This window comes from Paenibacillus sp. RRE4, assembly GCF_031844205.1.
Classification (GTDB): domain Bacteria; phylum Bacillota; class Bacilli; order Paenibacillales; family Paenibacillaceae; genus Paenibacillus; species Paenibacillus xylanexedens_B.
The window spans coordinates 213,696-236,992 of sequence record NZ_JAUZUT010000002.1; the positions used below are offsets into that span (position 1 = coordinate 213,696).

Consider the following 23,297-nt stretch of genomic DNA (forward strand, 5'->3'; position numbering starts at 1 on the left):
CCATATCAAAAAGCTCTTTACTTGTCCGTCCGATTCGGCAATTATCGTTACCTCTTCGGACGGTAAGCAAAGAGCTTGGTCGCAGAAATTATGCTGCGCTTCTATAATTTAAGTTACACTTTTCTTTGGTTCTTTAGAGCATGCTTTTAATTATACTCCACGCCGTATGCCACATTTCCCTATGATGCAGATCAAGCACTCACATTTTGTTGACTGTTCTGACGTGTAGCTCCTTGTCGGTTAAACAGATAATCCAGTGCCAGAAAACGGCTGCCTGTCAGGAGTAGAGTCAATGATCCTGCCATCAGCATGTAATCGAACTCTGTTCCCATCAAAAATGGTTGCCCCGCCTTGGCTGTGAACACTGCACCGACCATAACCGCGATGAACAACAAAGCAAACACCCGTGTACCCAGGCCCAAGATCATGGCCGCGCCTCCTGCCAATTCGATGACAGCAACAACAGAAGCCATAAAACCGGGAATGCCTATACTTTCGAAGAAACCAACCGTACCGCTAATTCCACCCTCGAATTTACTCCAGCCATGTAATAGAAAAATGAGACCAATCATAATCCTTGAGAAAAAAAGTCCAATTTCAATGGTTTTGTTATTCATCACGTATCTCCCCATTTCATTCATAATTTTAGTCCTGATGGATTGCTTGGTTCATGGCCGTTTTCTATCCAATCGACCACACAAACAAGATAGACAGCAACAGAAACACCGTTACCGAGATTAGAATGGCATACCGCGGTAAGCGCAGTGTAACATCACGTTCGGGGTCGAGCAGACGGGAAATGCGCACATTTACCGACGTATCGGCAAACGAAGACTGAATCGTCATCGCTCTTCCCTCCCCAGATGGCGTGCAGGCACGGAGCAGTTTCAAGAGTGCACTGCCAATACCGGCAACATTACCCGTACGTTCAATCGCTTCGTTATCTGCTAAAATTTCTCTGACGATCCGATATTGCTGTGACGTATGTTTCAGCACAGGAATATACGGCATCATCGTAGCAAATACCGATAGCAACGTTGTTTTCAGCGGATCTCGATGCCACAGATGGTGAACCTCATGATACACGACGGCCTTCTCTTCATCCGTATCGAGCATACGGAGCAGTCCTGTTGAAAGTACGATGCAAGGGCGCCATAACCCGATCGTAAACGCGACCGGAGAAGGTTTGTCCACAACGAGAAATCGGGGTTTCTTCAGATGTCTGTACCTTGCATTCAATTCTTCCGACCAAGCACGAATCTCCATGGAGCGGAGCTTGGTTACCGCGGCGCGTGTCTGAACAATTCGTCTAAGCAACATCCAGCTTGTGCCAGCGAAAGTCAGCACAACCAGAAGCATCAGGAACTGACCTACAGACATCCACCCCATACGACTCATCCAGTGATTGCACAGCCACAGCAGATTCAACCGGATGTCCCATCCAAATATTTTGTACATCGCATACATGAACATCTGCATGAGCACGAGTACAGGAATACCCAACCCGACGGTGAACAAAATCTTGGAACGGGTCTTCCACATCTTAATCGTTATCCTTTTTCCATTGCTTAATCTTCATCTCGAGCCGTTCAATCAAGCCTTCGTCGGCTTCATCTAACGCATCCAGCATGTGATTCACTGCCAGTGTCCCGAATTCATCCACCAATTCCTGGGACAGTTCCTTGGATTGATTGTTCATAAAGTCCTCCCTGCTTTGTACAGGCTGGTACAGCGATGTGCGGCCCTTCTGTGTTTTGCCTAGTAATCCCTTATCCACCAACCGATTCATCACAGTCATAACCGTATTGAAATTTACGTCTTTGTCTTGCTCCAGTGCCGTCTGTACTTCACGGATGCTACTACCGGGACGAGCCCACAATACTTCCATAATCTTGGCCTCGAGTGGTCCAAAAAAACGATTCAGTCCTCGCTCGCCCACTTTGAAATTGAGTATTCTCATATTCTGACACCCCTCACACTACCCATTGTAGTGTCCAGAAACGAGAAGTCAACCTCTATGTCAGGTATTTTATGTAAATGATTTGTAAAAATGTTTTTCATTTGTGTATAAAATAACATAAGAAAACCGGGCAATGCTGCAAAATCGCAGTCATACCCGGTTCGTATCATGACCTTTCCAAGCTGGTATCAAGACCAGCTATCCGCTTGTTCAAAATGCAGGAAGTTCCCGTATCCACAAGTAGTCTCGCTTTATTTTGGCATATGCCCAGAGATATCCACGCCCAAGCCATGAGCCAGTCGTCCACCCAGCTGTCCGTCTGCCCGGAAGAAGTGGCATAATGCTCGCATCTGGATATCTACCGGTACGGCTTTGAGATCATTCGTCAGATTATCCAGTAGATGTTGCTGTTCTTCTGGTGTGAAGGAGCGGAACAGTTCCCCTGCCTGCGTGTAATCATCTGTTTTCTCAATCTTTTCTCGTGTAATATGCCCCTGCAATGGAACCTGAGTTTCCCGATAAGCCGGATCTTCCTGTGGACTGTTACCTGAGCTGTTAGGCTCATAGTTTACGGGAGAGGGGTCCTGGTTCACGTTCATGAGCCCATCACGCTGATGATTGCGCACAGGTGCATACGGACAATTCACTGGAATTTGCAAATAGTTGGGTCCAAGACGGTGCCGCTGTGTATCCGGGTAGGAGAACAGACGACCCTGCAACAATTTATCCTCAGACGGTTCAATGCCTGGCACGACGGCACTTGGTGAGAATGCCGCCTGCTCCACTTCCGCGAAGAAATTCTGAGGATTACGATTCAATGTCATCGTCCCTACTGTCTGGAACGGCAGCACATCCTCAGGCCATGTTTTGGTCGGGTCAAGCGGATCGAAGGAGAAATCATCCATCTGTTCCGGCTTCAGTAGTTGCACTTGCAGCTTCCACTGCGGAAATTCTCCGTTTTTGATATGTTCATGCAGATCACGTGTTGCATGGTTGAAATCCTGACCCTGAACTTCAGCAGCTTCCTGACGTGAGAAAGCGCGAACCCCTTGAACCGATTCCCATTTGTATTTTACATAGTGAACTTCGCCCTGGGCATTTATCCATTTAAATGCGTGTACCCCGAAACCATCCATCTCTCGGTAACTCGCAGGCGTTCCCAGATCAGAGAACAGCCAAGTCATCATATGTGTGGATTCCGGTGTCAGCGTCATGAAATCCCAATACCGTGCCGGGTCCTGAATGTTGGTATCCGGAGCCGGTTTGAGAGAGTGCACCATATCCGGAAATTTAATCGCATCCCGAATGAAGAAAACAGGCAGATGGTTACCCACAATATCATAATTTCCTTCACGTGTATAAAATTTAACGGCGAACCCGCGCGGATCACGTGCGGTCTCAGGAGAACCCGTACCATGAATTACAGTTGAAAACCGCACGAGCACATCCGTTTCTGTGCCCGGCTCTTGCAGGAAATCGGCTGACGTATATGCCTTCATGCTCTGCTCCAGCTTGAACACCCCATGTGCTCCTGCACCTCTTGCATGGACAACCCGTTCAGGAATGCGTTCGCGGTCAAAATGGGCAATTTTCTCGATCAGATGGTAATCCTCCAACAAGGTTGGCCCTCTTCTACCTGCTGTGCGCGAATTCTGATTATCTCCTACCGGTGCTCCCTGGTTAGTTGTCAAACGATCTGTCATCCTGTTGTCCTCCTTATAATGGGTCTCATGTCTGCTGTATCTATCTACTAATTCCAATCATATTCACCGTTCGTTCAAATATACATTTAGACTTGATCTAACTGTTAAAATGATTCTAACATGTCCCATCTATCTACTGCATGAGGTTCGCATGAGGTTCAGATGAGGTTGTTACGCTAAAGATGAATGAAACATGAAGCATACAAAAGAGGTTTCATATGACACCGGAAAATAAAATAAGGCGTAGATCATTTAATAAACGATCTACGCCTTATCTGAATCGCTAACAAGATAACCATGAGCTCATATTCCCAATCGCAATTACACTACGTGAGGCCATTCTTGTATCCTATACAGGTTAGTGTAAAATCTTTAGTTCAACTTGTATGGGATACTACTAATCCGCCAAGCGGTAGCCTACCCCTCTAACCGTTACAATATATTGCGGCGAAGACGCATTATCGCCCAATTTTTTACGCAAGCTTTTGATATGAACATCCACCACATTGCTTCCACCTGTAAAATCAGTCTCCCAAATATCACTAAGCATCTCTTCACGCGAGATGACTGCACCTTTGGCATCAATCAGCTTGAGTAACAGATCATACTCCGTCTTGGTCAGATGAATGCGATCCTGATCACGCTGCACACTCATCCGTTCCCGATCCAGCACCAAGTCTTTGAATCCGATTCGCTGTCCCTCTTCAGGTAAAAAAGCTCGCTTGGGCATCACAGGACTGCTGCCAATCATGCGCTGTACCCGGTATAGTGCCTCCTGCGGGCGTGCAGGCCATACAAGCAACTCCTCCTGAAGCATCGGTCCGCTTGCACTGCCAATCATCTTCTCTCCCACCAGGTAGAGACAAGGTGTCGTTTGCTCCGCCTCGCGGTTCAAGCGGCTGTGGATTCCCGTAAATGCATCAATCGTTCCGGCAACCGAGAGGTCATAGATCAGTAGATCAAAAACAAGCCGTTCATGGAGATCCGGTTCCCAGCGATGGAACACAAGTACGTCAAAGCAACTATCTGTCAGAGCCTTCACCAGCTCATGCACCTGACCCGGCATCGGGCTGATCAGAATGACACGTCTGGTAATCGGGCAGTTGTCCACGAGAGGTGCACTTCCTGAATCTTCCAGCGCAGGTTTGACCCGAAGTGGCAAACGGCGGCCTAACCATTTCACTTTTACTTGACCCGTTTGGTTTTGCATTCCCCGCAGACACCTCCAAATACCACATGTGCATGATCTATTGAATAACCGGTTTCTGCCGCTACCTGCTTCATCCATTGTGGAGGAACTTCTGTCATCACCTCGTCCACTTTACCGCATACTTCACACATAATATGCTGGTGATCATCCATCCGGGCGTCATATCGGCTTGCTGTTTCGCCAAGTTTAAGCTCCCTGATCAACTCTTTGTCTGTTAAATAGCGAAGAGAATTGTATACCGTGCCATAAGCCAGATTGTACCCCTGTTCCACCAGCCGGTTCATTACATCGGCAGCCGTTGGATGGTCTTCTGATTTACGTACGACATCATACACGGCTTGCCGTTGTATTGTCAGATTTAACGTTTTCACAACCAAGTCCCCTTTTTCTATTTTTCAAATGTATATACCTCTCGAACATCTTCGTTCGCTTTAGCTTATATATATCAAAAAGATTTTGATTTAGATTAAGTATAAATCTTAATGCATAGGGAAGTCAATATTGTCCCGTACGCACACGTTTTAGAATTTTATAGCGCATTAAAACCAAACCCTTCAAACATTTGGGATTATATGGTTCGCTACCACACCGATTTTCAGATAAAATAGAGGGATGTGCGTAAAAGGGGGGATGCTGGTTGTTAAGCACGTTTTTTGTCAATCTCTGTGTGATCATTTCCTTTCTATACCTGTCAGGAATAATCGCCAAATACTACAGCATTCGTTTGCCTTTTCCCTCGCTTCGCGTTCAGCTAGTCGGTGGCTTTTTATTCGGCCTATACGGTACAGTGCTTATGAATTATTCTTTCCATATCAATGATACTACCATTGTGGATCTGCGGCATTTGGCTGTCGTGACTGCAGCCGTATATCTTGGCGGGCTCGCTTCGGTCATCACCGGAATCATCATAGCGATCCTTCGTATCGTTATGTTTGGTATTACCTCAGCAGCCATTGATGCAGCATTTATCATGATCCTACTCGGGCTGGCAGGTGTGTATTTTGCCTACGCTTCGTGGTCCAGATTAACCAAGATTATTACCATGAATCTCTTAGGCATGACCATGATATTTATCGTACTGCTGATGAACACGCCCAGCATGAATACATTGATGAAAGTATATCCCATACAGATGACTATTGCCTTTGCTGGCGGCCTTTTCATATATTTTATCGCGGAATTTATCAATAGATCCAACGAAATGTTATTTCTGCTGGAACGACGAGCCTCCACGGACCATTTGACGGATCTGAGCAATCGGCGGCAATTCGAACAGTCTCTCCAGTCTGAGCTTCAGCATGCAAGGCAGTATCATCAGAAGCTTTCCTTGCTGGTTATTGATATTGATCGATTCAAAAAGGTAAACGATACGTTTGGTCACTCTGCCGGAGATTCAGTATTGAAACAACTTGGGCAATTGCTTGTAGAACATGCGCGATCCACCGATCTTGTATCCCGTAACGGTGGAGAAGAATTTGCAATTCTATTGCTCGATTGTGGCTATCATCAATCCATGGCTATTGCAGAATCCGTGCGTAAAGCTGTGGCCCGATCTCTTTTCATCCTGCCGGACGGTCAGACCGTAAAACTCACGATCTCCATTGGTGTAGCCGTTTACCCTGATCACTGTGATGACCATGATGACAACGACCTGTTTGATCAAGCTGACCGCGCGCTGTATGAAGCCAAAAATACGGGACGCAACAGGGTATGCTCATTGCCGCCCCGGAATATCACGGTTGTCGATAATGATTCATTTTGAGATGATGATTAGTCTTAACGACGAAACGAAAGGGATGTCTCACCTGCCTCAACCAAGGCAAGCGGGACATCCCTTTCCCATACATTAAACAAATTCGTTCTTACCGTCCTTATATATAAGAGATAACGTGTCAGGCCAGAATTTGTTCAATCTCTGCAATAACAGCAGCATCCAGCTTAATTCCAGAAGCTGCAGCATTTTCTTTAACCTGTTCCGGACGGCTCGCTCCGACCAGAGCGCTGGAAACATTATTTTGCCGCAAAATCCAGGCCAGCGCCAGTTGTCCCACCTTCAGGTTCAGCTTGTCTGCAACTTCAACTAATTGGCGTACTTTGCCGATGCGATCTGCGCTGATTTTCCCTTCATCCCAGCCAAGCTTGGCTGCCCGGCTATTCTCCGGGATATCGGAGGCAGTTGTATATTTCCCTGTCAGCAAACCTTGTGCAAGTGGTGAATAAACAACCTGTCCGATGCCCTTACGTTCACCCAAAGGAATGATCTCGCTCTCAATATACCGATCAAACATATTATATACCGGTTGATTCACCACAATACGATCCAGCAACAGGCGGTCTGCTGTACCAAGCGCAGCTTCCATCTGAGCTGCGGTCCACTGGCTTACACCTACATACAACACTTTACCATGGCGCACCAGATCGTCCAGTGCACGGAGGGTCTCCTCTATCGGGGTCTCCTGATGATAACGATGGCAATAGTAGATATCAACATAATCGGTGCCAAGGCGCTTCAGGCTCGCATCGCACTGCTCCATAATATGTTTGCGGGATAACCCGTGATCGTTAGGGCCATCACCCATTTTGTTAAACACCTTGGTTGCGAGAACATAAGAACTCCGTGAGTACGCTTTCAATGTTTGACCGAGTAATACTTCGGCAGCGCCCCGCTCATAAGCATTGGCTGTATCAAAAAAGTTAATGCCTTCATCAAATGCCGTTTCAATTGATTTCACCGCATTTTCACGTTCCACATATCCTCCGTACGTCAACCAGCTGCCTAAGCTGATTTCGCTTACTTTCAGTCCGCTTCCACCCAACCTGCGATAATCCATGAATGCATGTCCTCCTCAGAATGTAGAAATGATGAAGTTAAGTTGCATCTCCTATTGTAACCCAACCTGAACAAATGGAAAAACATATACGTAGAACCTCAGGAAAAATTACAAAAAAGGCACATGCGATGTGATGTGCCTTCTGTAACCTTGGAAGAGCTATGCTACTTCTTAACTCAATAGAAGCTTGTATCCTCTTAACCTCAATAGAAATATACGTTTTTTAACCTCAATAGGGGGGATTAGCCCAGATGACATAGCCGGGTCATTGAGCAAACGTTTATGGCAAAATAATACTCAGTGCATTTAAAAGCTCAGTCTGTCTAACTGGCTTCGTCAGCACGGCATCAAAGACCTCCGCCTGCTGAATATCCATATGCATGCCATACGGTACGAGCACAATGACAGGCAAGGCTTCCATCTGCTGTTTCAGCTCAATTACGAAATCGACTGTAATGCCCTCACGCAAGCCCAGGTCAACAACAGCTACATCCGGCTTATAACCTTCCTTGATCCATTCATATGCAGTGGCTGAACCCGAAGTCATGTGCACATCCATCTCCCAATTCCGCATCAAGGAGGATACGCCCTGCAAAATATCAGGATCTTTCGCGAGTAACACCTTTTTAGCTTTCAAACGTTGCTGCACACTTGTGATTTGCGGCAAGTCCCAATACCTGCGTAATGGCAATGAAATCTGGAACTCGGTTTCGTCGCCTCGGAGACTGTTCACCTGAATACGGCCATGCATCAAGATCGCCAGATTCTGGCTGACTGCTAGTCCCAGATTGCTGCCAATCAGTTTTTCGGTACTCATCGTTTCTGGTTTGGCAGTAGAGATTCGCAAACGGTTGTCAGATAACATCTGTCCCGTGTATCTAACCCGTAGCAAGAGAAGGCTTGTATCCTCTACTTCCTCTCCCCTCATCTCTGCTGTCACCAGTACAGCACCTTCCCGAGTGGAGTCCATGGCGTATTGCATCACATGGCCCAACATCTGGCCAATCTTGATCTCATCACCAATGAAAACCTGCGATACATTCAGATTCAGGTTTAACCCCAGTTCTATCTTTTTGCTCGCAGCTGTTCCGGCATAGAGATAAACGGTGTTCTCAATGGTACTGACCAAATCAAAGGGGTCATCATGAATAACCGTTTTTCCGGCTTCGTTGATGTTAAAGTTCATCATATTGTTGAGCAGTGAAAGCAAAATATTACCGCTCGTTTCGATCATATTCACATACTCCGCTTGTTCCTCGGACATGTCGGGTGTCCGCATCAGATCCGTCAATCCCAAAATGCCGTTCAGCGGATTACGGATTTCATGACTCATCAGTTTGAGCATTTGTGTCTTGGTCATGGCCTCGGATTCGGCACGTTCCTTCTCCGCCTGTAATTTCTCTTGCAACTGTTCTGAATCGCTGAGTCTCTGCTCCTGAACGTGCAACGCACTCTCCAGGTCAACAACGTATCCCAGAAATACGGCCATCGCTTGCAGTGTCTTCATGTCCGTTTCACTGATTTTATATCCTGGATCATCCATAATACATATCGTTCCGAAGGCTTCACCTGTTCTTCGCATAATGGGTACACCTACGAAAAAACGATTTCCAAGTCCATTGGTAACATCCATGGAGCTTGTCACAGTATGCTCCAAGGTATCCGCAATGGTGACGACACTGTTATTTTCTCTCAAGACCAGACTGCAGTAGGATTCCATAAACGGAAGCGCAGTCCCTTTGACAATTAATTCTTCCTTGCGGTTGAAGGCTTCCAGAATGACATTAGTCACTCCGTCATTCGTGGCTACGAAGATGGTATTCACTCTTAATATGCCACTTAATACGTCCACAATATGGGCCGCTGCTTCTTCAATATTTTCATAGAAGCCTTGGTTAACGCCTTCTACCGTCCCCATGATCCAACCCCTCTTTGTTTGTCTTGGCTGCTATATTAAGTTCACCGATCAGAATGTTGATTCACATGCTGGGGTCTGCCGGGGAATCCGAACGATTGTCACAAACTATACTTATATGTTTAACACCACAGAAGTGCAAGAGAATCATCTTGGTGCCTGTAACCTCTTTTCTCACCGAACAGATCTGAAAAAAGCTTCGATCCACGATATCCTGACTTGTAAGTTTATCCTTGCAGGGTAAATAGAAATTATACGCCTCCGTTTGAGTTTTGGGAACCTTAAACCCGCGCCAAATCCCGGAAGATGCTCTTCTACCTCGCAGGAGGTGTGATCATAATCACACCCAAAAAACCACATATAGTTTATAAATGGATAATACAAATCTACATGTAGTATGTAACTCATATATTAATCAAATTATAATCTATTCAAAAATCATTTAGGAGGCACGTTACATGACTATGCTTGAGCATGCCGCACCACCGGCAACCGATCTGTTATCTGACCTGGGTAGACGTATTATTGGCGCAGAAGACGCTGATACGCTGAGGGAGAATGCGAATCTGAATGGAGATTCCTTCAGCGGCAAGATGAGCAGGCTTGGATCGGAGACAGCCAAATGGCACGCCATGCGTCATGTATTGCCAGAGGCGCTTGCAGATGCGGTGGAGAATGGTGATCTGTATGTGCATGATCTGGACCAGTATGCCCTCGGAACAACGAACTGCATTTTCATTCCATTTGATCGGCTACTGGCTTCCGGCTTCAATACGGGGAATGGATCGGTTCGCACACCACAGACGATCATGTCTGCGATGGCTTTGGTGGCAATCATCTTCCAGTCGCAGCAAAACAGCCAGTACGGCGGCGTATCTGCCAACAAAATCGACTGGGATCTGGCGCCTTACGTGCAACGCTCTTTCATAAAACATTTCCGCAAAGGACAACGGCTTTTTAATGAACAGGCCTTGATCACGGACGAGCAGCTACATCTAGACAGCATGATAGCGAAGCAACATTGCCCACGTGCATTTGATTTTGCATATGAAGAAACGGAGCTCGAAACAGGACAAGCTGCCGAATCTCTGATACATAATCTGAATACGATGAGCAGTCGGGCAGGCGGACAAATTCCTTTTACATCGCTAAACTACGGTATGTGTACATCAGCCGAGGGCCGTCTTGTGTCCCGCTCCCTGCTCGAAGCAACGATTCGTGGCCTCGGACATGGGGAAACGCCTGTATTTCCACAGCATATTTTCCAATGCAAACAAGGGGTTAACCAGGCCCAGGGCGACCCGAACTATGACTTGTTCCGCCTCGCGGTAACCTGTTCTTCACGTCGCATGTATCCTAACTTTGTCAATGTCGATGCAACGTTTAATTTATCTTTTTATCATCCGGAAGACCCGGACACGATCATTGCAACTATGGGCTGCCGCACACGTACCCTTGCGGATCGCTTTGGACGAAACCGGCAGAGTGGCAAAGGAAACCTGTCCTTCAATACGGTCAATCTGGTGAAGCTCGGGATTCGGTTTGGCATCTGCCAAAACAGTCGGGCTGTCGCGGATCGGGAAGGATTCTACGTCGCCTTGGATAAAATCATGCACAATGCCGTGGATGGTTTACTTCATCGGTATGCCATTCAGAAAAAACAGCCTGCCAAATCATCGGATTTCATGATGCGTGAGGGGGTATGGGAAGGCGGAGAGAAATTGGAACCGGATGAGCCGGTTGCCGATCTGTTGAAACACGGCACGTTGTCTCTTGGATTTATCGGACTCGCCGAATGTATGACTGCTATGTATGGACGGCATCACGGACAAGACATGCATGTACATCGCGAGGCGCTGCATGTCATCCGTACGATGAGAGAGTTCTGTGATCGGATGAGTGAGCTGCATAACTTGAACGTTACGCTCTTTGCTACACCTGCTGAAGGTTTATCCGGCAAATTCACCAAAATAGACCGAGCCTGTTACGGCCCGATCTCTGGTGTGAACGAACGTGAATATTATACGAACTCGTTCCATATTCCGGTCTATCATAACCTTCCTGCCTACCGTAAGATCGAACTGGAAGCTCCATTCCACGCTCTGTGCAATGCCGGAGCCATCTCTTATGTTGAACTTGACGGCAATGTGCGGGCGAATACAGCCGCCTTTATGCGCATCGTACAGTACGCGCTGGCACAAGATATTGGTTACTTCTCGATTAACCATCCGATTGATCGCTGCCCTGAATGCGGGTATGAAGGAGTCATCGGTGATACCTGTCCGGGATGTGAAGTTCACGAAAATGAGGTTCACTTCCAGCGCTTGCGCCGTGTAACCGGTTATCTGACTGGAGATTACAAGGTACGCTTCAATGCTGCGAAGCAGGCCGAAGTGCGGGATCGGGTGAAACACCGGTGAATCTGTTTGGTTACATTCCCGAATCGGTCAATGAAGGAACCGGATTGCGTGCTGTGCTGTTTATCAGCGGATGCCGCCACGCATGTCCGGGCTGCTTCAGCCCGGATTCGTGGAGTTTTCGCGCAGGTGAACCCTTTACAGAAGAGCGGCAGCAACAGATTTTGCAGGAGGTCACGAACCATCCGCTACTGGATGGCGTGACGTTATGCGGAGGTGACCCCTTTTTCTCAGCAGCGGCATGTACCCGGTGGGTACGTCAGTTTCGGGATGCAAGGCCGGATCTGACGGTGTGGGCCTATACCGGATTCAAATATGAGGAACTCGTCACCGACCCGGAGAGAGCAGAGCTTGCACAGCTGTGCGACGTAATTATTGACGGACGATACGTTGCGGCAGAGCGCGACGTATCTCTGCCTTTCCGCGGAAGTCGTAATCAGCGGTTGATTGACGTAAGGGCTACTCAGGCATCTGGAACCATCGTTACATTGCAGCTTGATGCTATGTAACGATGGTTTTTCAATTTTTTACACCTGAAACCTTTGGATGACCTGATTCAGTTCGTAAGCCAAACTTCTCAGTTCGTGGGAGAGACTTGATACTTCTTCCATCAGCGCCAGTTGTTCTTCCGAAGAAGCACGGGCCTTGTTCGCGTTACCGGATGAATCCGAAGCCACAACACCCAATTGCTCCAGAGAAGCAGCAATCTGATCACTGCTGGCTGACATTTGCTCGGAGGCAGCGGATACTTCGTAGACTTGTCCCGATACCTTCTGAATAGATTCGACAATCTGGCGGAAGGTTTCTGCCGTTACGACGGATGTCTCTGCTCCTCGTTTAGCGACATCCACCGACTCTTCAATGGAGGTTACGGCCTTCTCCGTATGATTCAGGATACCTTGAAGAATCTGGTCGATCTGATCAGAAGACTCTTTGGAGCGGGCCGATAGCTTCTGAATCTCCTGTGCAACCACCGCAAATCCTCTTCCGGTCTCTCCTGCTCTGGCTGCCTCAATGGATGCATTCAGCGCAAGCAGGCTCGTCTGATCCGCAATATCCCGAATCATGGACATGATTCCACCGATGCTGCTGTTCAGTTGTTGAAGATCATGAAGAACTACGACTGTGCCCGACATGTTAAGTTCAATCTTCTGCATCTGATCGACCATCGTTGTAATATCTGCCTCACCTCGGCTAGCGAGATCCGTTGTATCCGAAGCCAGTTCAGCAACCACCTGAGATGAGTCAGCAATTCGTTTGATGCCAATGACCATCTCGCCGATGGACTCCTGGCATTCATTCGTGGATTGACGTTGCTGTTCTGCCCCGGAGGACACCTGCAACATCGATTCGGTTATCTCTTGTGAGGCTTCAGTCGTACGTTCCGAACTCATCTGCAGATCCGCAGCTGAGCGGGTCACACTCGCAGAAGTGGACTGAATGCCTGTAATCAGTTGCTGCAGCCCCCCAAGCATATGATTAAATGCATTGGCCGTTTGGCCGATCTCATTGTTATTGCGAACATCCAGACTGACTGTCAGATTGCCGCCTGCTGCCTGTTTCGATACGTCTGCCAGCTTCTGTAACGGTCGAAGTACAATTCGAGCCAGAATGACCACAACCAGAATCATGATGACTGCAATGACCAATCCACTCCCCAGACTGTACAAAAACATCCACATCTGATCCTGCTTGACTTGGGCGGCATCCAGATCCAGACCAAAAATCGCAATCGCCTTGCCCGTATCATCCTTAATTGTGCTTAGATAGGTCACCCATGTCCCCGCAGTATCCGTGTAAGGTTCTGTAAAAGTGGTTCCGTTCTGAAATACATGATCATATGTATCTTGAACTATTTCTGGAATTTCATATTCGACACCGGGCACCATATCCATTTCATAGAGAGCCTGATTGACTTGCAACCCCGTTAAGATCTGTTTCCCATCACGTTCAATAATATCCGATCTGAATATATATGCGTTTGCAATGGAAGCAACACCGGTCATCGCATCGAGTTGTTCTTTCAATGACGTCAGTTCGGGAGATGTTGGGTTAGGTGAAGCCTCCAGTTGCTGATTCGCTTGTTCTACCCATTTATGGTTGAGCTGAAGCTGATTGGACAGCGCCTTACCTACCTGATTGATTTCTTCGTAGTAAGCCTGCTGACTTTGTTTGAAATTCAACACACTCATCAGGATGATCATTACAAACAAAATGATGGCAATCAGGACAGAACTGGTGAAAACTAAACTTCGATTGCGGAAGTAGCGTAACATTGCAGATTCCCCTTTTCCTTTACTTTTGTAGCTTACATACCGTCCTGATAAAGAATGAGTTCGAGTTCGGGTTCGACTCCTTTCCCCACCTATGCATTCAGCATATGATATGACACTATATAATATATATCGTGATATAATTGCTGTTTTTGAATGGCGATGATATAAAAATAAAAAAAGGCCAACCGTTAAAAACAGGTTGGCCTCGCATAATAGAGAATAGGAAAAAGATGGTCAGCGACCTCTTCTATCCTGCTCTCTATCTTTTACATTTTCTATATGTTAACGCACCTCAAAATGACGAACACGGACGCCCGCAGGTAACATCAGGTAGATATCCTGCACTCCCGATGCCCCTGTAAGATCAACCTCTACCGTAGACCACTGCTGAGCACTGCCTTGTGCCAGTTCTACACGTCCTGCGATTGCACCATCTGACGCACCCAATCTCACTTCCAGCACACCCCCTTGCTGTTCTGCGGATAGGCGAGCTTTAAATGTGGTGGCCCCGTTGCCAAGGTCGGCATCCTTAAAGACAATCCATCCTTGCTCTCCTATGACACGGACTGCTGTACCGCCCTCTTTGCACTCATCCAGTTCCACGCTCCGATATGTATCATAATTCTCGGCACGTGTAGTCACACTCAGGTCACGTGAAGGTATGATCTCTCCATCTATTTTTAGATCTGCGACCAACTGCACATCGGAGGAAGATTTGGCTGCCATAATCGAATAGATGCCATCCTCCACAACATAGCAGTCACGTGTAACATCCCAGATGGCCAGTTCCTGAACCGGCAGGTCAAAATGAACGGTCGCTGTCGCTCCAGCCTCAATATGCAGGCGGCGGAATGCTTTCAGCGTTTTGAGAGGACGTTTCACTCTGGACTTTCCTGCGCGCACATACAGCTGCACGACCTCGTCACTGGCGATTGAACTGGTATTCGTCACATCCACTCGAATGGTCACGCGGTCGTCTTTTCCTGCTTGCGCAGGGCTAACCTCCAGATTGCTGTATTTAAATGAAGCATAGGTCAAACCATGTCCGAACGGATATAACACATCTCCTTCAAAATATTGATACGTGCGGCCCGCTTGGATAATGTCATAATCCCGGATATCAGGCAGTTGATCTGCCGACTGCACCCAGGTCATGTTCAAACGCCCAGCAGGTGCATAATCTCCGTACAATACGTCAGCGACTGCGTTCCCCAGCTCCTGTCCGGCGTGTGACGTATACAGGACCGCTGGAATATTCTCCTGAACCCAGTTGCAGGTAAAAGGATAACTGCCTACAATCACCACTACGGTGTTCGGGTTAGCTTCATGTACTGCCTTCACCAGCTGAAGCTGTGATTCAGCCAGCTCCAGGCTGGGGCGATCCACTTCTTCTTTACCGTTAACGAGCGGGTTGTTACCGACAAATACAATTGCTGTCTCGGCTTCTTTGGCTACAGCAACAGCTTCGTTGATCCCGTTCATTACGACATTTTGCTCGAATAGCGCTGCATCACCGAATGTTGTCAACTCTTCGGCCACCTTGAGTGCATCATGGCCATCGTTCGATGTCGTCACGATTTTACCATTCCATGTGGTAAGCCCCACGCGACCATCCGATTGCGGAAGAAGGTGGAATACTTCTTTGACAAACCAGCCGTATACTTCATTAGCCGAGGCTGTGACAGACTCTTCATCTGTAGTCAGGTATTTGCGGTTACTCTCTGCCTGCAACGTGTAACTGCCGAACCCCCAATCCGTCACTCGGAATGTCTCGGCTTCTTCTGAAGCTTTAACAGCCATCTCAGATGAACCCTCCACTCTGACAAGACCTAGCAGTTTGCCACTTGCTGCTGATTTCAGTGTGATGCGATTGTCACCGTCTTGGAAAGTAACGTTATCACTGCCCACTTTGCCGCGAATCGCCTCCAGAGGCGTGACGCTGTAGGGTAGTGTACCGGCGTACCAGTCCCGATAGACTGTTCCGCCGAGCTGGCCAATTACAGCTACTTTGCCTGTTCTGGTTTTGTCCAAAGGAAGGGTACTATTTTCGTTCTTGAGCAAGACGACCTGCTCTCTTGCCGCCCGGAGAGACAGTGCTTTGGCCTTTTCTGTCATCATGGATTCCTCACCAATTGCAGCGTACGGATTGCCTTCCTCCGGATCAAATTCACCTAGACGGAATCGCACACGGAATGTATTGAACAAAGCTTTGTCGATATCTTCCATAGTCAGGAGTCCCTGCTCCAGCCCTTCACGAAGCGCTTGCTTCGACAGTTCGGCATCATCGGTGATGCTGTCAATGCCTGCTTTGACAGACTCTACTGTACCCGGTGTGTGAGAATCATAATACTTATGGTCATTCTTGATGCCCATCACGTCGCCCGCGTCACTGACGATAAATCCATCCATGCCCCATTCACCTTTGACAATCTCGTTCACAAAAGGATGCAACAGAGCTGGCGTGCCATTGATCGAGTTGTACGCTGTCATCATTGACTGCGCTCCACCTTCTTTAAAAGGCTTCTCGAACGCTTTCAAATAATATTCGCGCATATTGCGTGGATCGATGCTGGATGAGCCGCTGCCGCGATCCACTTCGTTGTTGTTGCCTAGGAAGTGTTTGAGTGTAGCTACGGCCTTATAATACTTGGGATGGTCTCCTTGAATACCTTTGACCAATGCGGTTGTCAGCTCTGCGGTCAGTTCCGGGTCCTCGCCATACGCCTCTTCGTTTCGTCCCCAGCGCGGGTCACGTTCCATATCCACCGTAGGTGCCCACAGCGTAAGACCATTGACGGCAGGATTGCGTTTGTAAAATACACGTGCCTCGTCTCCGATGACGGAGCCGATCTCTTTCATCAGGTCGGTATCCCACGTACATGCGAGTCCTACAGGCTGCGGGAATGAGGTAGCTTCACCAAGCCAAGCCAGGCCGTGGGCGGCTTCCGTTCCATGTTTGTAAGCAGCAACACCCAAGCGCTCAACGGCTGGCTGGTATTGCAGCATGGATTCAATTTTTTCATCGTCCGTCAAGCGGGACACAAGGTCCTTCACTCGATCGTTAAGTGCCATGGTTGTATCTTGAAACGGATATTTCGTTTGATGAGTTGTCATATCTAATCTCCCTTTAATGTATAGTATAGTTTCATTATGATAGCGAATACATTTTAATTCATAAAAACGGACTTTATCTTTCCGATTACCTTTCTAAATTAGGCAAAATACCTTTATAAAACATGATTTATTTTTATTTTAGGGGATATTATACAAAAACCTAAAACGATTTCGGTAATCCTACTATAAAACATTCTGATATAAAAAAATAGAGGGGCATGTCAAGAAAATGTTCCTCTTCCCTTCTTACAAATATGCGGTTACTCGTTTTTTTCCGGCATACTCTGGCAATCCTGAATACAAGTACAGGGACTTCGGCTTCTGAACGTCCCCTATTATGCGTGATTATGATCTAGGAGGAAACCAATCCATGAATAATAATGAGCAGTTGAAGACCAGCTTGCCGCCGGTACCGGAATCTTTGTGGCGTGCCGCGAATACATTCGAATCTTATCCGAAGTTAACAGAGCATACCACAGCTGACGTAGCGATTATCGGAGCCGGGATCGCAGGCATCACCACAGCCTATTTGCTTGCCCAGTCTGGTCTGAGTGTCGTTCTGCTTGAAGCTGGAAAAGTACTGGACGGCACAACAGGCCATACAACCGCCAAAGTATCTGCACAGCATGGTGTTATTTTTGATGAAATTATGCATCACTTCGGACATGAGCAGGCACGGATGTACTATGAAGGGAATGCACATGCAGCGAGCTGGATGCGTAGTCTGGTCAAGGAAAAGCAGATCGAATGTCAGTGGGCTGATGAGGATGCTTACGTCTATATTCAATCCGAAGACAATATCAAAAAGCTGGAGGTCGAGCTGACCGCTTATGGCAAACTCAACATCCCTGGTGAATGGGTAGACCCCCTTCCGATTCCTGTCCCCTCCAGAGCAGGCATTCGTATGCCTGGACAAGCTCGTTTCGACCCTTTAGCTTATCTGCACTACCTGCTTGCTTCAGCCGTGAAAAAAGGGGTACGTGTCTATGAACAAACTACGGTAACTGACGTTGAGGAGGAATCCTCTCTGAAAATCAGAACCTACAGCGGTTCATTCGTCACGGCAGAGCATATCGTTGTCGCTTCCCATTTTCCCGTATACGATCCCGGATTTTACTTTACGCGACTTCATGCCGAACGCTCCTATGCGGTTATGGTTGAGCCCGAGAAGCCTTATGCAGGCGGCATGTACATCTCTGATGATGATCCGGCCCGTTCACTCCGCGCTGTCGTTCATAATGGTAAAGAGCATATTCTGTTCGGCGGAGAAAATCATAAAACCGGACAAGGCATCTGTACCTTTGGTCACTACGAACGTCTGGAAAAGTATGCAGCCGAGACGTTTGGGATTCGTAACATTCCGTTTCGCTGGTCAGCTCAGGATCTGATCTCCATCGATAAAGTGCCCTACATCGGGCCGATTACCGGAAGGCATGAACGGGTCTATGTCGCTACAGGCTTTGCCAAATGGGGCATGACCACAGGCACGATGGCCGGACATCTGCTGGCAGACCGAATTACCGGAAGAGTTAATCCGCACGCAGAAGTATTTGATCCGGCAAGATTCAAGGCAGACCCGAGTTTCAAACACTTTATCGTGGAGAACGTCAATGTTGCGAAGGAGTTAATTGCAGGCAAAGTCGGCATTGTACACAAAAAAATAAACGAGCTTGGCAACGACGAAGGCGCAGTCGTGCGTCATAACGGTAAAAGGGCCGGTGCCTATAAGGACACCAGTGGTAAGCTGTTCCTGGTGGACACGACATGCACCCATTTGGGATGCGAAGTGGAGTGGAATAATGGGGAACGTTCCTGGGACTGCCCGTGTCACGGCTCACGTTTTAATTATGAAGGTCATGTCATTGAAGGACCTGCGGTCGAAGACCTCCCCATCCTGGATGTGCAGGAGCAGTAAATAATGTTGTCGTACACCCTATAGCATATGCTATACAGCACATACCATATATGCCCCACCAAATGCACAGAACAAGATTTTCGAGCTCCTTGTGTGAACGTACGTGGAACTTTACTAACGTATATCTCATCTCATAGACCGGATCGGTATCCGCCTCCAGACGGAAGCAGCCGACCCGGTTTTTTTGTATGCTAATATAGAACTAAGGTTACAAACCTTGCCTAATATTACATAAATAATAAATGCAATGATGAATCCGCCGCCACTGCACTAAACCATACATACGAATGATTTTTGAACAGAACCAAGAAAAAACGTTGTGAAAGTAAACATCCATTCCAAATGGGCGTTCTAGAGCAACTTATCTAATGGAGGAAGGAACACAAGATGAATAGACAGCAATTTATGCAAGCTATGGAAGTCGTTTTACGTCCGATGGACCGGTTGGAACGTGCCGAACTACTTGCAGATTATGCCCACAAGTTTACGTTAGGGCTACGTGAAGGCAAATCGGAAGAAGAGATTGCACGCGAGCTCGGTCACCCGGAGGAAATTGCACGTAAAGTACTCGTTGAACGGCATGACGCTAAAACATACTCCGACACATCAGGTAGAGGTAGAGCTCCCTTCGATGTACCAACGTTCCAAGAGATGAGGCCACCTGTTAATTACAATCGGGCTACGCGGAACTTTTTTGTGGGGATCGGTTTGATCTTCCTTAATCTCGCCCTCATGATTCCAATTGGTCTTAGCCTCTGGTCCGTTTGGCTTACGATAGCAAGTCTATCCTTGCTTGCTCTGGCTCCTGTCGCTGTTGCCTTCGACTATCTGTATCTGAATCACCTTGAAACAACAGAAATTTTCGTTGCCATTGGGCTGTTCGGTATTGGCATATTGTTTGCCCTTGCCTCTAAATTTGTCTTTATTGCATTTAAAAATATGACACTTCGCTATGTTCGGTGGAATGTGAACGTGATGAAAGGGGATGTTTCTGCATGAGCACTAAAAAATGGGTAGCACTGGCTCTCGTCTGCATTGGCATAGGTTTACTTGGAACATCAATCTATGGTTTTCAGTTCAAGGATGATAGGGAAGCATACAGCAAGCGGTGGGAACTGACCACCGGTGGACTGCAAGAGGATCTGCAAAATATTCAGCTGGATGGCAACTTTAACGCGGATATTGAATTCATCGTTAGTCCAGACAACCAAGCGTATATCGAAGTGGACGGAAAGTGGGATCCGGAGGTTATCCAAAGTTTCGAGGAGGCAAGTTTTACCGATGGAACATTCCAGCTGACGCTGCAAAAACACAACCGTCTGAAGTTGTTCTCATTTAATTGGAACTGGGGGGAACAGGATTCAAGAATAACCGTGGCTTTGCCAAAAGGATATCCCTTGAATGATGTCACACTACAATCTACCTCAGCAGATTGGAATATAACCGGGCTAAATGCTGAACATTTGGAGATGAAAAGCAACTCAGGCAACATCGTTCTAAATGATATTCAGGTTCCTCGCATGGAATTGTCTTTGACCTCAGGGGACATTGCTGCTTCTTCTATTCAAGGGGATATAGCCGTAGAACAGACGTCAGGAAGCTTCACCGCAAAACAAGTGGATGGAAAAGTAAACAGCGTAATTCAATCAGGAGATGTGGAAATTACACAATTGAATGGTGAGGCTAATGTTGAGTTCACATCCGGCAGTATCGATATCCAGCAATCTCACGCAGCGCCTATTCAGGTATCAGGGACATCGGGAGATATCTCCATCCAGGCTGCGCCTGATTTTGACGGAATTTATGAGGCCAAAGCCACTTCGGGCGATGTTAATATACCGGAGTCGCCAGGCATAAGTCAGGATGTGATCCAGGCACGCACGACCTCTGGCAGCATTCGAATTACCCAGCCGCGCTAACGTGTGATGAAGCATATTTCCGATCATTGGGTAAAGTATAGTATAATCAAGTGCTAACCCAAATGCTGAGGAGGAATATTCCTATGGAACTTAAAAATAAAACAGCCATCATTACTGGCGCCGGCAAAGGTATTGGACGCGCCATCGCTGAAGCCCTCGCCAAAGAAGGCGTACATCTCGGACTGATCGCCCGCACGGCTTCCGATCTGCAGTCTCTTCAAGAGTCTCTAAGTAAGGAATATGGCGTGAAAGTAACGAGTGCTGCAGCAGACATCTCGGATCGCTCTCAAGCTGAAGCAGCAGTGGCAGCTATTGAAATGGAGCTGGGAGCTATAGATATCCTCATTAACAATGCAGGGATCGGAAGTTTCGGTACGCTGCTAGAGATGGACCCTGAAGAGTGGGAACGCATCCTGCATGTGAATGTCATGGGTACATACTATGTAACTCGCGCCATTCTTCCAAGCATGATCAAGGAAAGCAGCGGTAGCATCATTAACATTGCTTCAACAGCAGGTGAGCGCGGATTCGCTACAGGTTCAGCGTATTGCGCATCCAAATTCGCATTGCTTGGCATGACGGAATCCTTAATGCAGGAAGTTCGCAAATCCAACATTCGTGTAACCGCGCTGACACCGAGCACCGTGAATACGGAACTGGCTGTGAATGCCGGACTCAAAATCGGAGACGAGGATCGCATGATGCAAGCCGAAGATGTAGCCGAACTGGCGCTGGCCACACTCAAGCTGTCTGACCGCGTATTCGTCAAAGCCGCAGGGATCTGGACAACCAATCCGCAGTAAGATGTGAGTGAAGGTTTCTACCTATGAATTAATGCATGCAATGCAGACACCACCAACCAGCGTTCCGGTTGGTGGTGTTTCTGTTTATGATATAATCAAGTTGCATTTAGGAATGACATTTGGGTTGGGGGATTCAAGATGTTTGAGAATCGAGAACAGCTCCAAGAAATTTTAAAGAAGGCAAATCAACATGCACGTAAACGAGCTAAAGAATCTGGTGTCTCTATATATTATATAAAGGGTAACAAACGCATTCGTGAGGATGCTGAAGGTAATAAATTTGAAATTGTATTTGATGCTACTGGGAGACGCCAGGAGTTTGAATATCATGAGTAAAACCAAACCAGTTATGACTGTGTTTGCTGGAACCAATGGGGCAGGAAAGAGCACACTTAGTATGCAAATGAGAGATTGGCTTGGTGATCTAGTAGATCCCGATCAGATTGCAAGAGCGATTTAAGATCATAGGCTAAAATAGATGGTTCTATCAAATTTGTTGGAAAAATTATTTATTAGAGGCGAAATGGCATGATGGCCTTACTTTTAGTAATTCACTTTATACATAAAATAGAGGCAAGATGTATGGAAGAGGCTTTTCATCTCGATAAACAAACGGACTTTCTAAAAATAGTGGAGACTTTAGTTATGTTTTTGGGGTAATGTAAGTTTCAAAGATATTTCAGACACTAAAGTTAGAGCAACTCAGACTCAAGGTTTCATTTACTATGAACAGGCTTAGTTGTCACAATCTCTGAGAGTAATTTCATATCGTTCATGATAGAAGAAACGGTCCTGAGTGCGATTACTGCTTCACAGTTACAGGGGCCTAGTCGTGCTGAGGATGGTTGCTACAATTTCTGTTTTCACGCAGCTTTTTTTTACCCTTTCTTTAGTTAAGAGAGTGTTGATTTTTTGGGCATAGGTATACACTTTTTTTTATCATACATATGACACATACTCGGTTGTACCATATCGGTCAGCATTGTTATTCGATTTAGCAGGACACAAGTTTGGAATCGGATATTTTTTTTCAGAAGCGGAAAAACAAAGCCTTATCATCAGACAATACTGGATCAAATGAAGATTGAGTTATTGGAGAAACTATAAAGTATGATGGGGTTAAAAAGACGATCGGTGATGTTGTAAATACGAAAAAAAATATACGTTGGAGGTCAGGGTATAAAGGCAGATACAGAAAATTTAGCTGATCATAGATTGGCGATAAAGATTTAGT

At 46.9% G+C, this 23,297-nt stretch carries 19 protein-coding genes; 9 read left to right on the plus strand and 10 right to left on the minus strand.

Translation table 11 applies throughout. The features are described 5' to 3' along the window. Positions 1-191: 191 nt before the first annotated feature. The 6 genes from Q9R46_RS18000 to Q9R46_RS18025 form a co-directional block, all read right to left on the minus strand. Entirely contained in the window at positions 192-617 is a 426-nt protein-coding gene (locus Q9R46_RS18000) for a DoxX family protein (RefSeq protein WP_145333539.1), read from the minus strand. 64 nt (positions 618-681) lie between these two features. Next, entirely contained in the window at positions 682-1,542 is an 861-nt protein-coding gene (locus tag Q9R46_RS18005; RefSeq protein WP_145333540.1) for a M56 family metallopeptidase, read from the minus strand. Between the two features lies 1 nt (position 1,543). Further along, positions 1,544-1,960 carry a BlaI/MecI/CopY family transcriptional regulator gene (locus Q9R46_RS18010; protein ID WP_311281169.1) on the minus strand — a complete coding sequence of 139 codons (417 nt, stop codon included), beginning with the start codon at positions 1,958-1,960 and terminating at the stop codon, positions 1,544-1,546. Between the two features lie 251 nt (positions 1,961-2,211). Then, positions 2,212-3,663 (minus strand): catalase, encoded by a 1,452-nt coding sequence (locus tag Q9R46_RS18015; RefSeq protein ID WP_311281170.1) that lies wholly within the window; start codon positions 3,661-3,663, stop codon positions 2,212-2,214. A gap of 397 nt (positions 3,664-4,060) precedes the next feature. Further along, positions 4,061-4,873, minus strand: coding sequence for a winged helix-turn-helix domain-containing protein (locus Q9R46_RS18020; protein WP_311281171.1), 813 nt, complete (start codon positions 4,871-4,873; stop codon positions 4,061-4,063). Continuing rightward, on the minus strand, positions 4,849-5,244 hold the full coding sequence (locus Q9R46_RS18025; RefSeq protein WP_090924136.1) for a Fur family transcriptional regulator: 396 nt from the start codon (positions 5,242-5,244) through the stop codon (positions 4,849-4,851). Before Q9R46_RS18025 ends, Q9R46_RS18020 begins: the two co-directional genes overlap by 25 nt. 266 nt (positions 5,245-5,510) lie before the next feature. On the opposite strand from Q9R46_RS18025, the gene Q9R46_RS18030 reads away from it, so the two are divergent. Further along, positions 5,511-6,635, plus strand: a complete 1,125-nt coding sequence (locus Q9R46_RS18030) for a GGDEF domain-containing protein (protein WP_145333544.1) — start codon at positions 5,511-5,513, stop codon at positions 6,633-6,635. A gap of 130 nt (positions 6,636-6,765) precedes the next feature. On the opposite strand, the gene Q9R46_RS18035 is transcribed toward Q9R46_RS18030, so the two are convergent. Continuing rightward, positions 6,766-7,704 carry an aldo/keto reductase family protein gene (locus tag Q9R46_RS18035; protein WP_311281172.1) on the minus strand — a complete coding sequence of 313 codons (939 nt, stop codon included), beginning with the start codon at positions 7,702-7,704 and terminating at the stop codon, positions 6,766-6,768. Between the two features lie 280 nt (positions 7,705-7,984). Then, positions 7,985-9,622, minus strand: coding sequence for a hybrid sensor histidine kinase/response regulator (locus Q9R46_RS18040; RefSeq protein WP_311281173.1), 1,638 nt, complete (start codon positions 9,620-9,622; stop codon positions 7,985-7,987). 455 nt (positions 9,623-10,077) lie between these two features. On the opposite strand from Q9R46_RS18040, the gene Q9R46_RS18045 reads away from it, so the two are divergent. Next, positions 10,078-12,039 (plus strand): anaerobic ribonucleoside triphosphate reductase, encoded by a 1,962-nt coding sequence (locus Q9R46_RS18045; RefSeq protein WP_311281174.1) that lies wholly within the window; start codon positions 10,078-10,080, stop codon positions 12,037-12,039. Continuing rightward, entirely contained in the window at positions 12,036-12,545 is a 510-nt protein-coding gene (nrdG, locus tag Q9R46_RS18050; RefSeq protein ID WP_311281176.1) for an anaerobic ribonucleoside-triphosphate reductase activating protein, read from the plus strand. The genes Q9R46_RS18045 and nrdG overlap by 4 nt, the downstream gene beginning before the upstream one ends. An 18-nt stretch (positions 12,546-12,563) precedes the next feature. Here the strand turns inward: nrdG and Q9R46_RS18055 are convergent, their stop codons facing one another. Next, positions 12,564-14,312 (minus strand): methyl-accepting chemotaxis protein, encoded by a 1,749-nt coding sequence (locus Q9R46_RS18055; RefSeq protein WP_311281177.1) that lies wholly within the window; start codon positions 14,310-14,312, stop codon positions 12,564-12,566. A 282-nt stretch (positions 14,313-14,594) separates the two neighbouring features. Continuing rightward, complete coding sequence (locus Q9R46_RS18060; RefSeq protein ID WP_311281178.1) at positions 14,595-17,426, minus strand: glycoside hydrolase family 3 C-terminal domain-containing protein; 2,832 nt, start codon at positions 17,424-17,426, stop codon at positions 14,595-14,597. Between the two features lie 370 nt (positions 17,427-17,796). Here Q9R46_RS18060 and Q9R46_RS18065 point away from each other — a divergent pair, with 370 nt between their 5' ends. The 6 genes from Q9R46_RS18065 (at position 17,797) to Q9R46_RS18090 (ending at position 22,523) form a co-directional block, all read left to right on the plus strand. Next, positions 17,797-19,341, plus strand: coding sequence for an FAD-dependent oxidoreductase (locus tag Q9R46_RS18065; protein ID WP_311281179.1), 1,545 nt, complete (start codon positions 17,797-17,799; stop codon positions 19,339-19,341). 387 nt (positions 19,342-19,728) lie between these two features. Beyond that, the gene (locus Q9R46_RS18070) at positions 19,729-20,340 is read left to right on the plus strand and encodes an HAAS signaling domain-containing protein (protein ID WP_311281180.1); all 612 of its coding nucleotides are present in this window, start codon (positions 19,729-19,731) and stop codon (positions 20,338-20,340) included. Then, a complete protein-coding gene (locus tag Q9R46_RS18075) occupies positions 20,337-21,260 on the plus strand; it encodes a DUF4097 family beta strand repeat-containing protein (protein WP_311281181.1) in 924 nt (307 codons plus the stop codon). Before Q9R46_RS18070 ends, Q9R46_RS18075 begins: the two co-directional genes overlap by 4 nt. An 83-nt stretch (positions 21,261-21,343) precedes the next feature. After that, entirely contained in the window at positions 21,344-22,063 is a 720-nt protein-coding gene (locus Q9R46_RS18080; RefSeq protein WP_311281182.1) for a 3-ketoacyl-ACP reductase, read from the plus strand. 138 nt (positions 22,064-22,201) lie between these two features. Further along, on the plus strand, positions 22,202-22,399 hold the full coding sequence (locus Q9R46_RS18085; RefSeq protein WP_311281183.1) for a hypothetical protein: 198 nt from the start codon (positions 22,202-22,204) through the stop codon (positions 22,397-22,399). Then, positions 22,392-22,523: a hypothetical protein gene (locus Q9R46_RS18090; protein WP_311281184.1), complete on the plus strand. Its 132-nt coding sequence runs from the start codon at positions 22,392-22,394 to the stop codon at positions 22,521-22,523. The genes Q9R46_RS18085 and Q9R46_RS18090 overlap by 8 nt, the downstream gene beginning before the upstream one ends. Positions 22,524-23,297 lie beyond the last annotated feature (774 nt).

Coding starts and splice junctions, on each gene's coding strand:
- Q9R46_RS18000 (WP_145333539.1), bottom strand. CDS start 617: ATGAATAACAAAACCATTGAAATTGGACTTTTTTTCTCAAGGATTATG.
- Q9R46_RS18005 (WP_145333540.1), bottom strand. CDS start 1,542: ATGTGGAAGACCCGTTCCAAGATTTTGTTCACCGTCGGGTTGGGTATT.
- Q9R46_RS18010 (WP_311281169.1), bottom strand. CDS start 1,960: ATGAGAATACTCAATTTCAAAGTGGGCGAGCGAGGACTGAATCGTTTT.
- Q9R46_RS18015 (WP_311281170.1), bottom strand. CDS start 3,663: ATGACAGATCGTTTGACAACTAACCAGGGAGCACCGGTAGGAGATAAT.
- Q9R46_RS18020 (WP_311281171.1), bottom strand. CDS start 4,873: ATGCAAAACCAAACGGGTCAAGTAAAAGTGAAATGGTTAGGCCGCCGT.
- Q9R46_RS18035 (WP_311281172.1), bottom strand. CDS start 7,704: ATGGATTATCGCAGGTTGGGTGGAAGCGGACTGAAAGTAAGCGAAATC.
- Q9R46_RS18040 (WP_311281173.1), bottom strand. CDS start 9,622: ATGGGGACGGTAGAAGGCGTTAACCAAGGCTTCTATGAAAATATTGAA.
- Q9R46_RS18045 (WP_311281174.1), top strand. CDS start 10,078: ATGACTATGCTTGAGCATGCCGCACCACCGGCAACCGATCTGTTATCT.
- Q9R46_RS18055 (WP_311281177.1), bottom strand. CDS start 14,312: ATGTTACGCTACTTCCGCAATCGAAGTTTAGTTTTCACCAGTTCTGTC.
- Q9R46_RS18060 (WP_311281178.1), bottom strand. CDS start 17,426: ATGACAACTCATCAAACGAAATATCCGTTTCAAGATACAACCATGGCA.
- Q9R46_RS18065 (WP_311281179.1), top strand. CDS start 17,797: ATGAATAATAATGAGCAGTTGAAGACCAGCTTGCCGCCGGTACCGGAA.
- Q9R46_RS18070 (WP_311281180.1), top strand. CDS start 19,729: ATGAATAGACAGCAATTTATGCAAGCTATGGAAGTCGTTTTACGTCCG.
- Q9R46_RS18075 (WP_311281181.1), top strand. CDS start 20,337: ATGAGCACTAAAAAATGGGTAGCACTGGCTCTCGTCTGCATTGGCATA.
- Q9R46_RS18080 (WP_311281182.1), top strand. CDS start 21,344: ATGGAACTTAAAAATAAAACAGCCATCATTACTGGCGCCGGCAAAGGT.
- Q9R46_RS18085 (WP_311281183.1), top strand. CDS start 22,202: ATGTTTGAGAATCGAGAACAGCTCCAAGAAATTTTAAAGAAGGCAAAT.
- Q9R46_RS18090 (WP_311281184.1), top strand. CDS start 22,392: ATGAGTAAAACCAAACCAGTTATGACTGTGTTTGCTGGAACCAATGGG.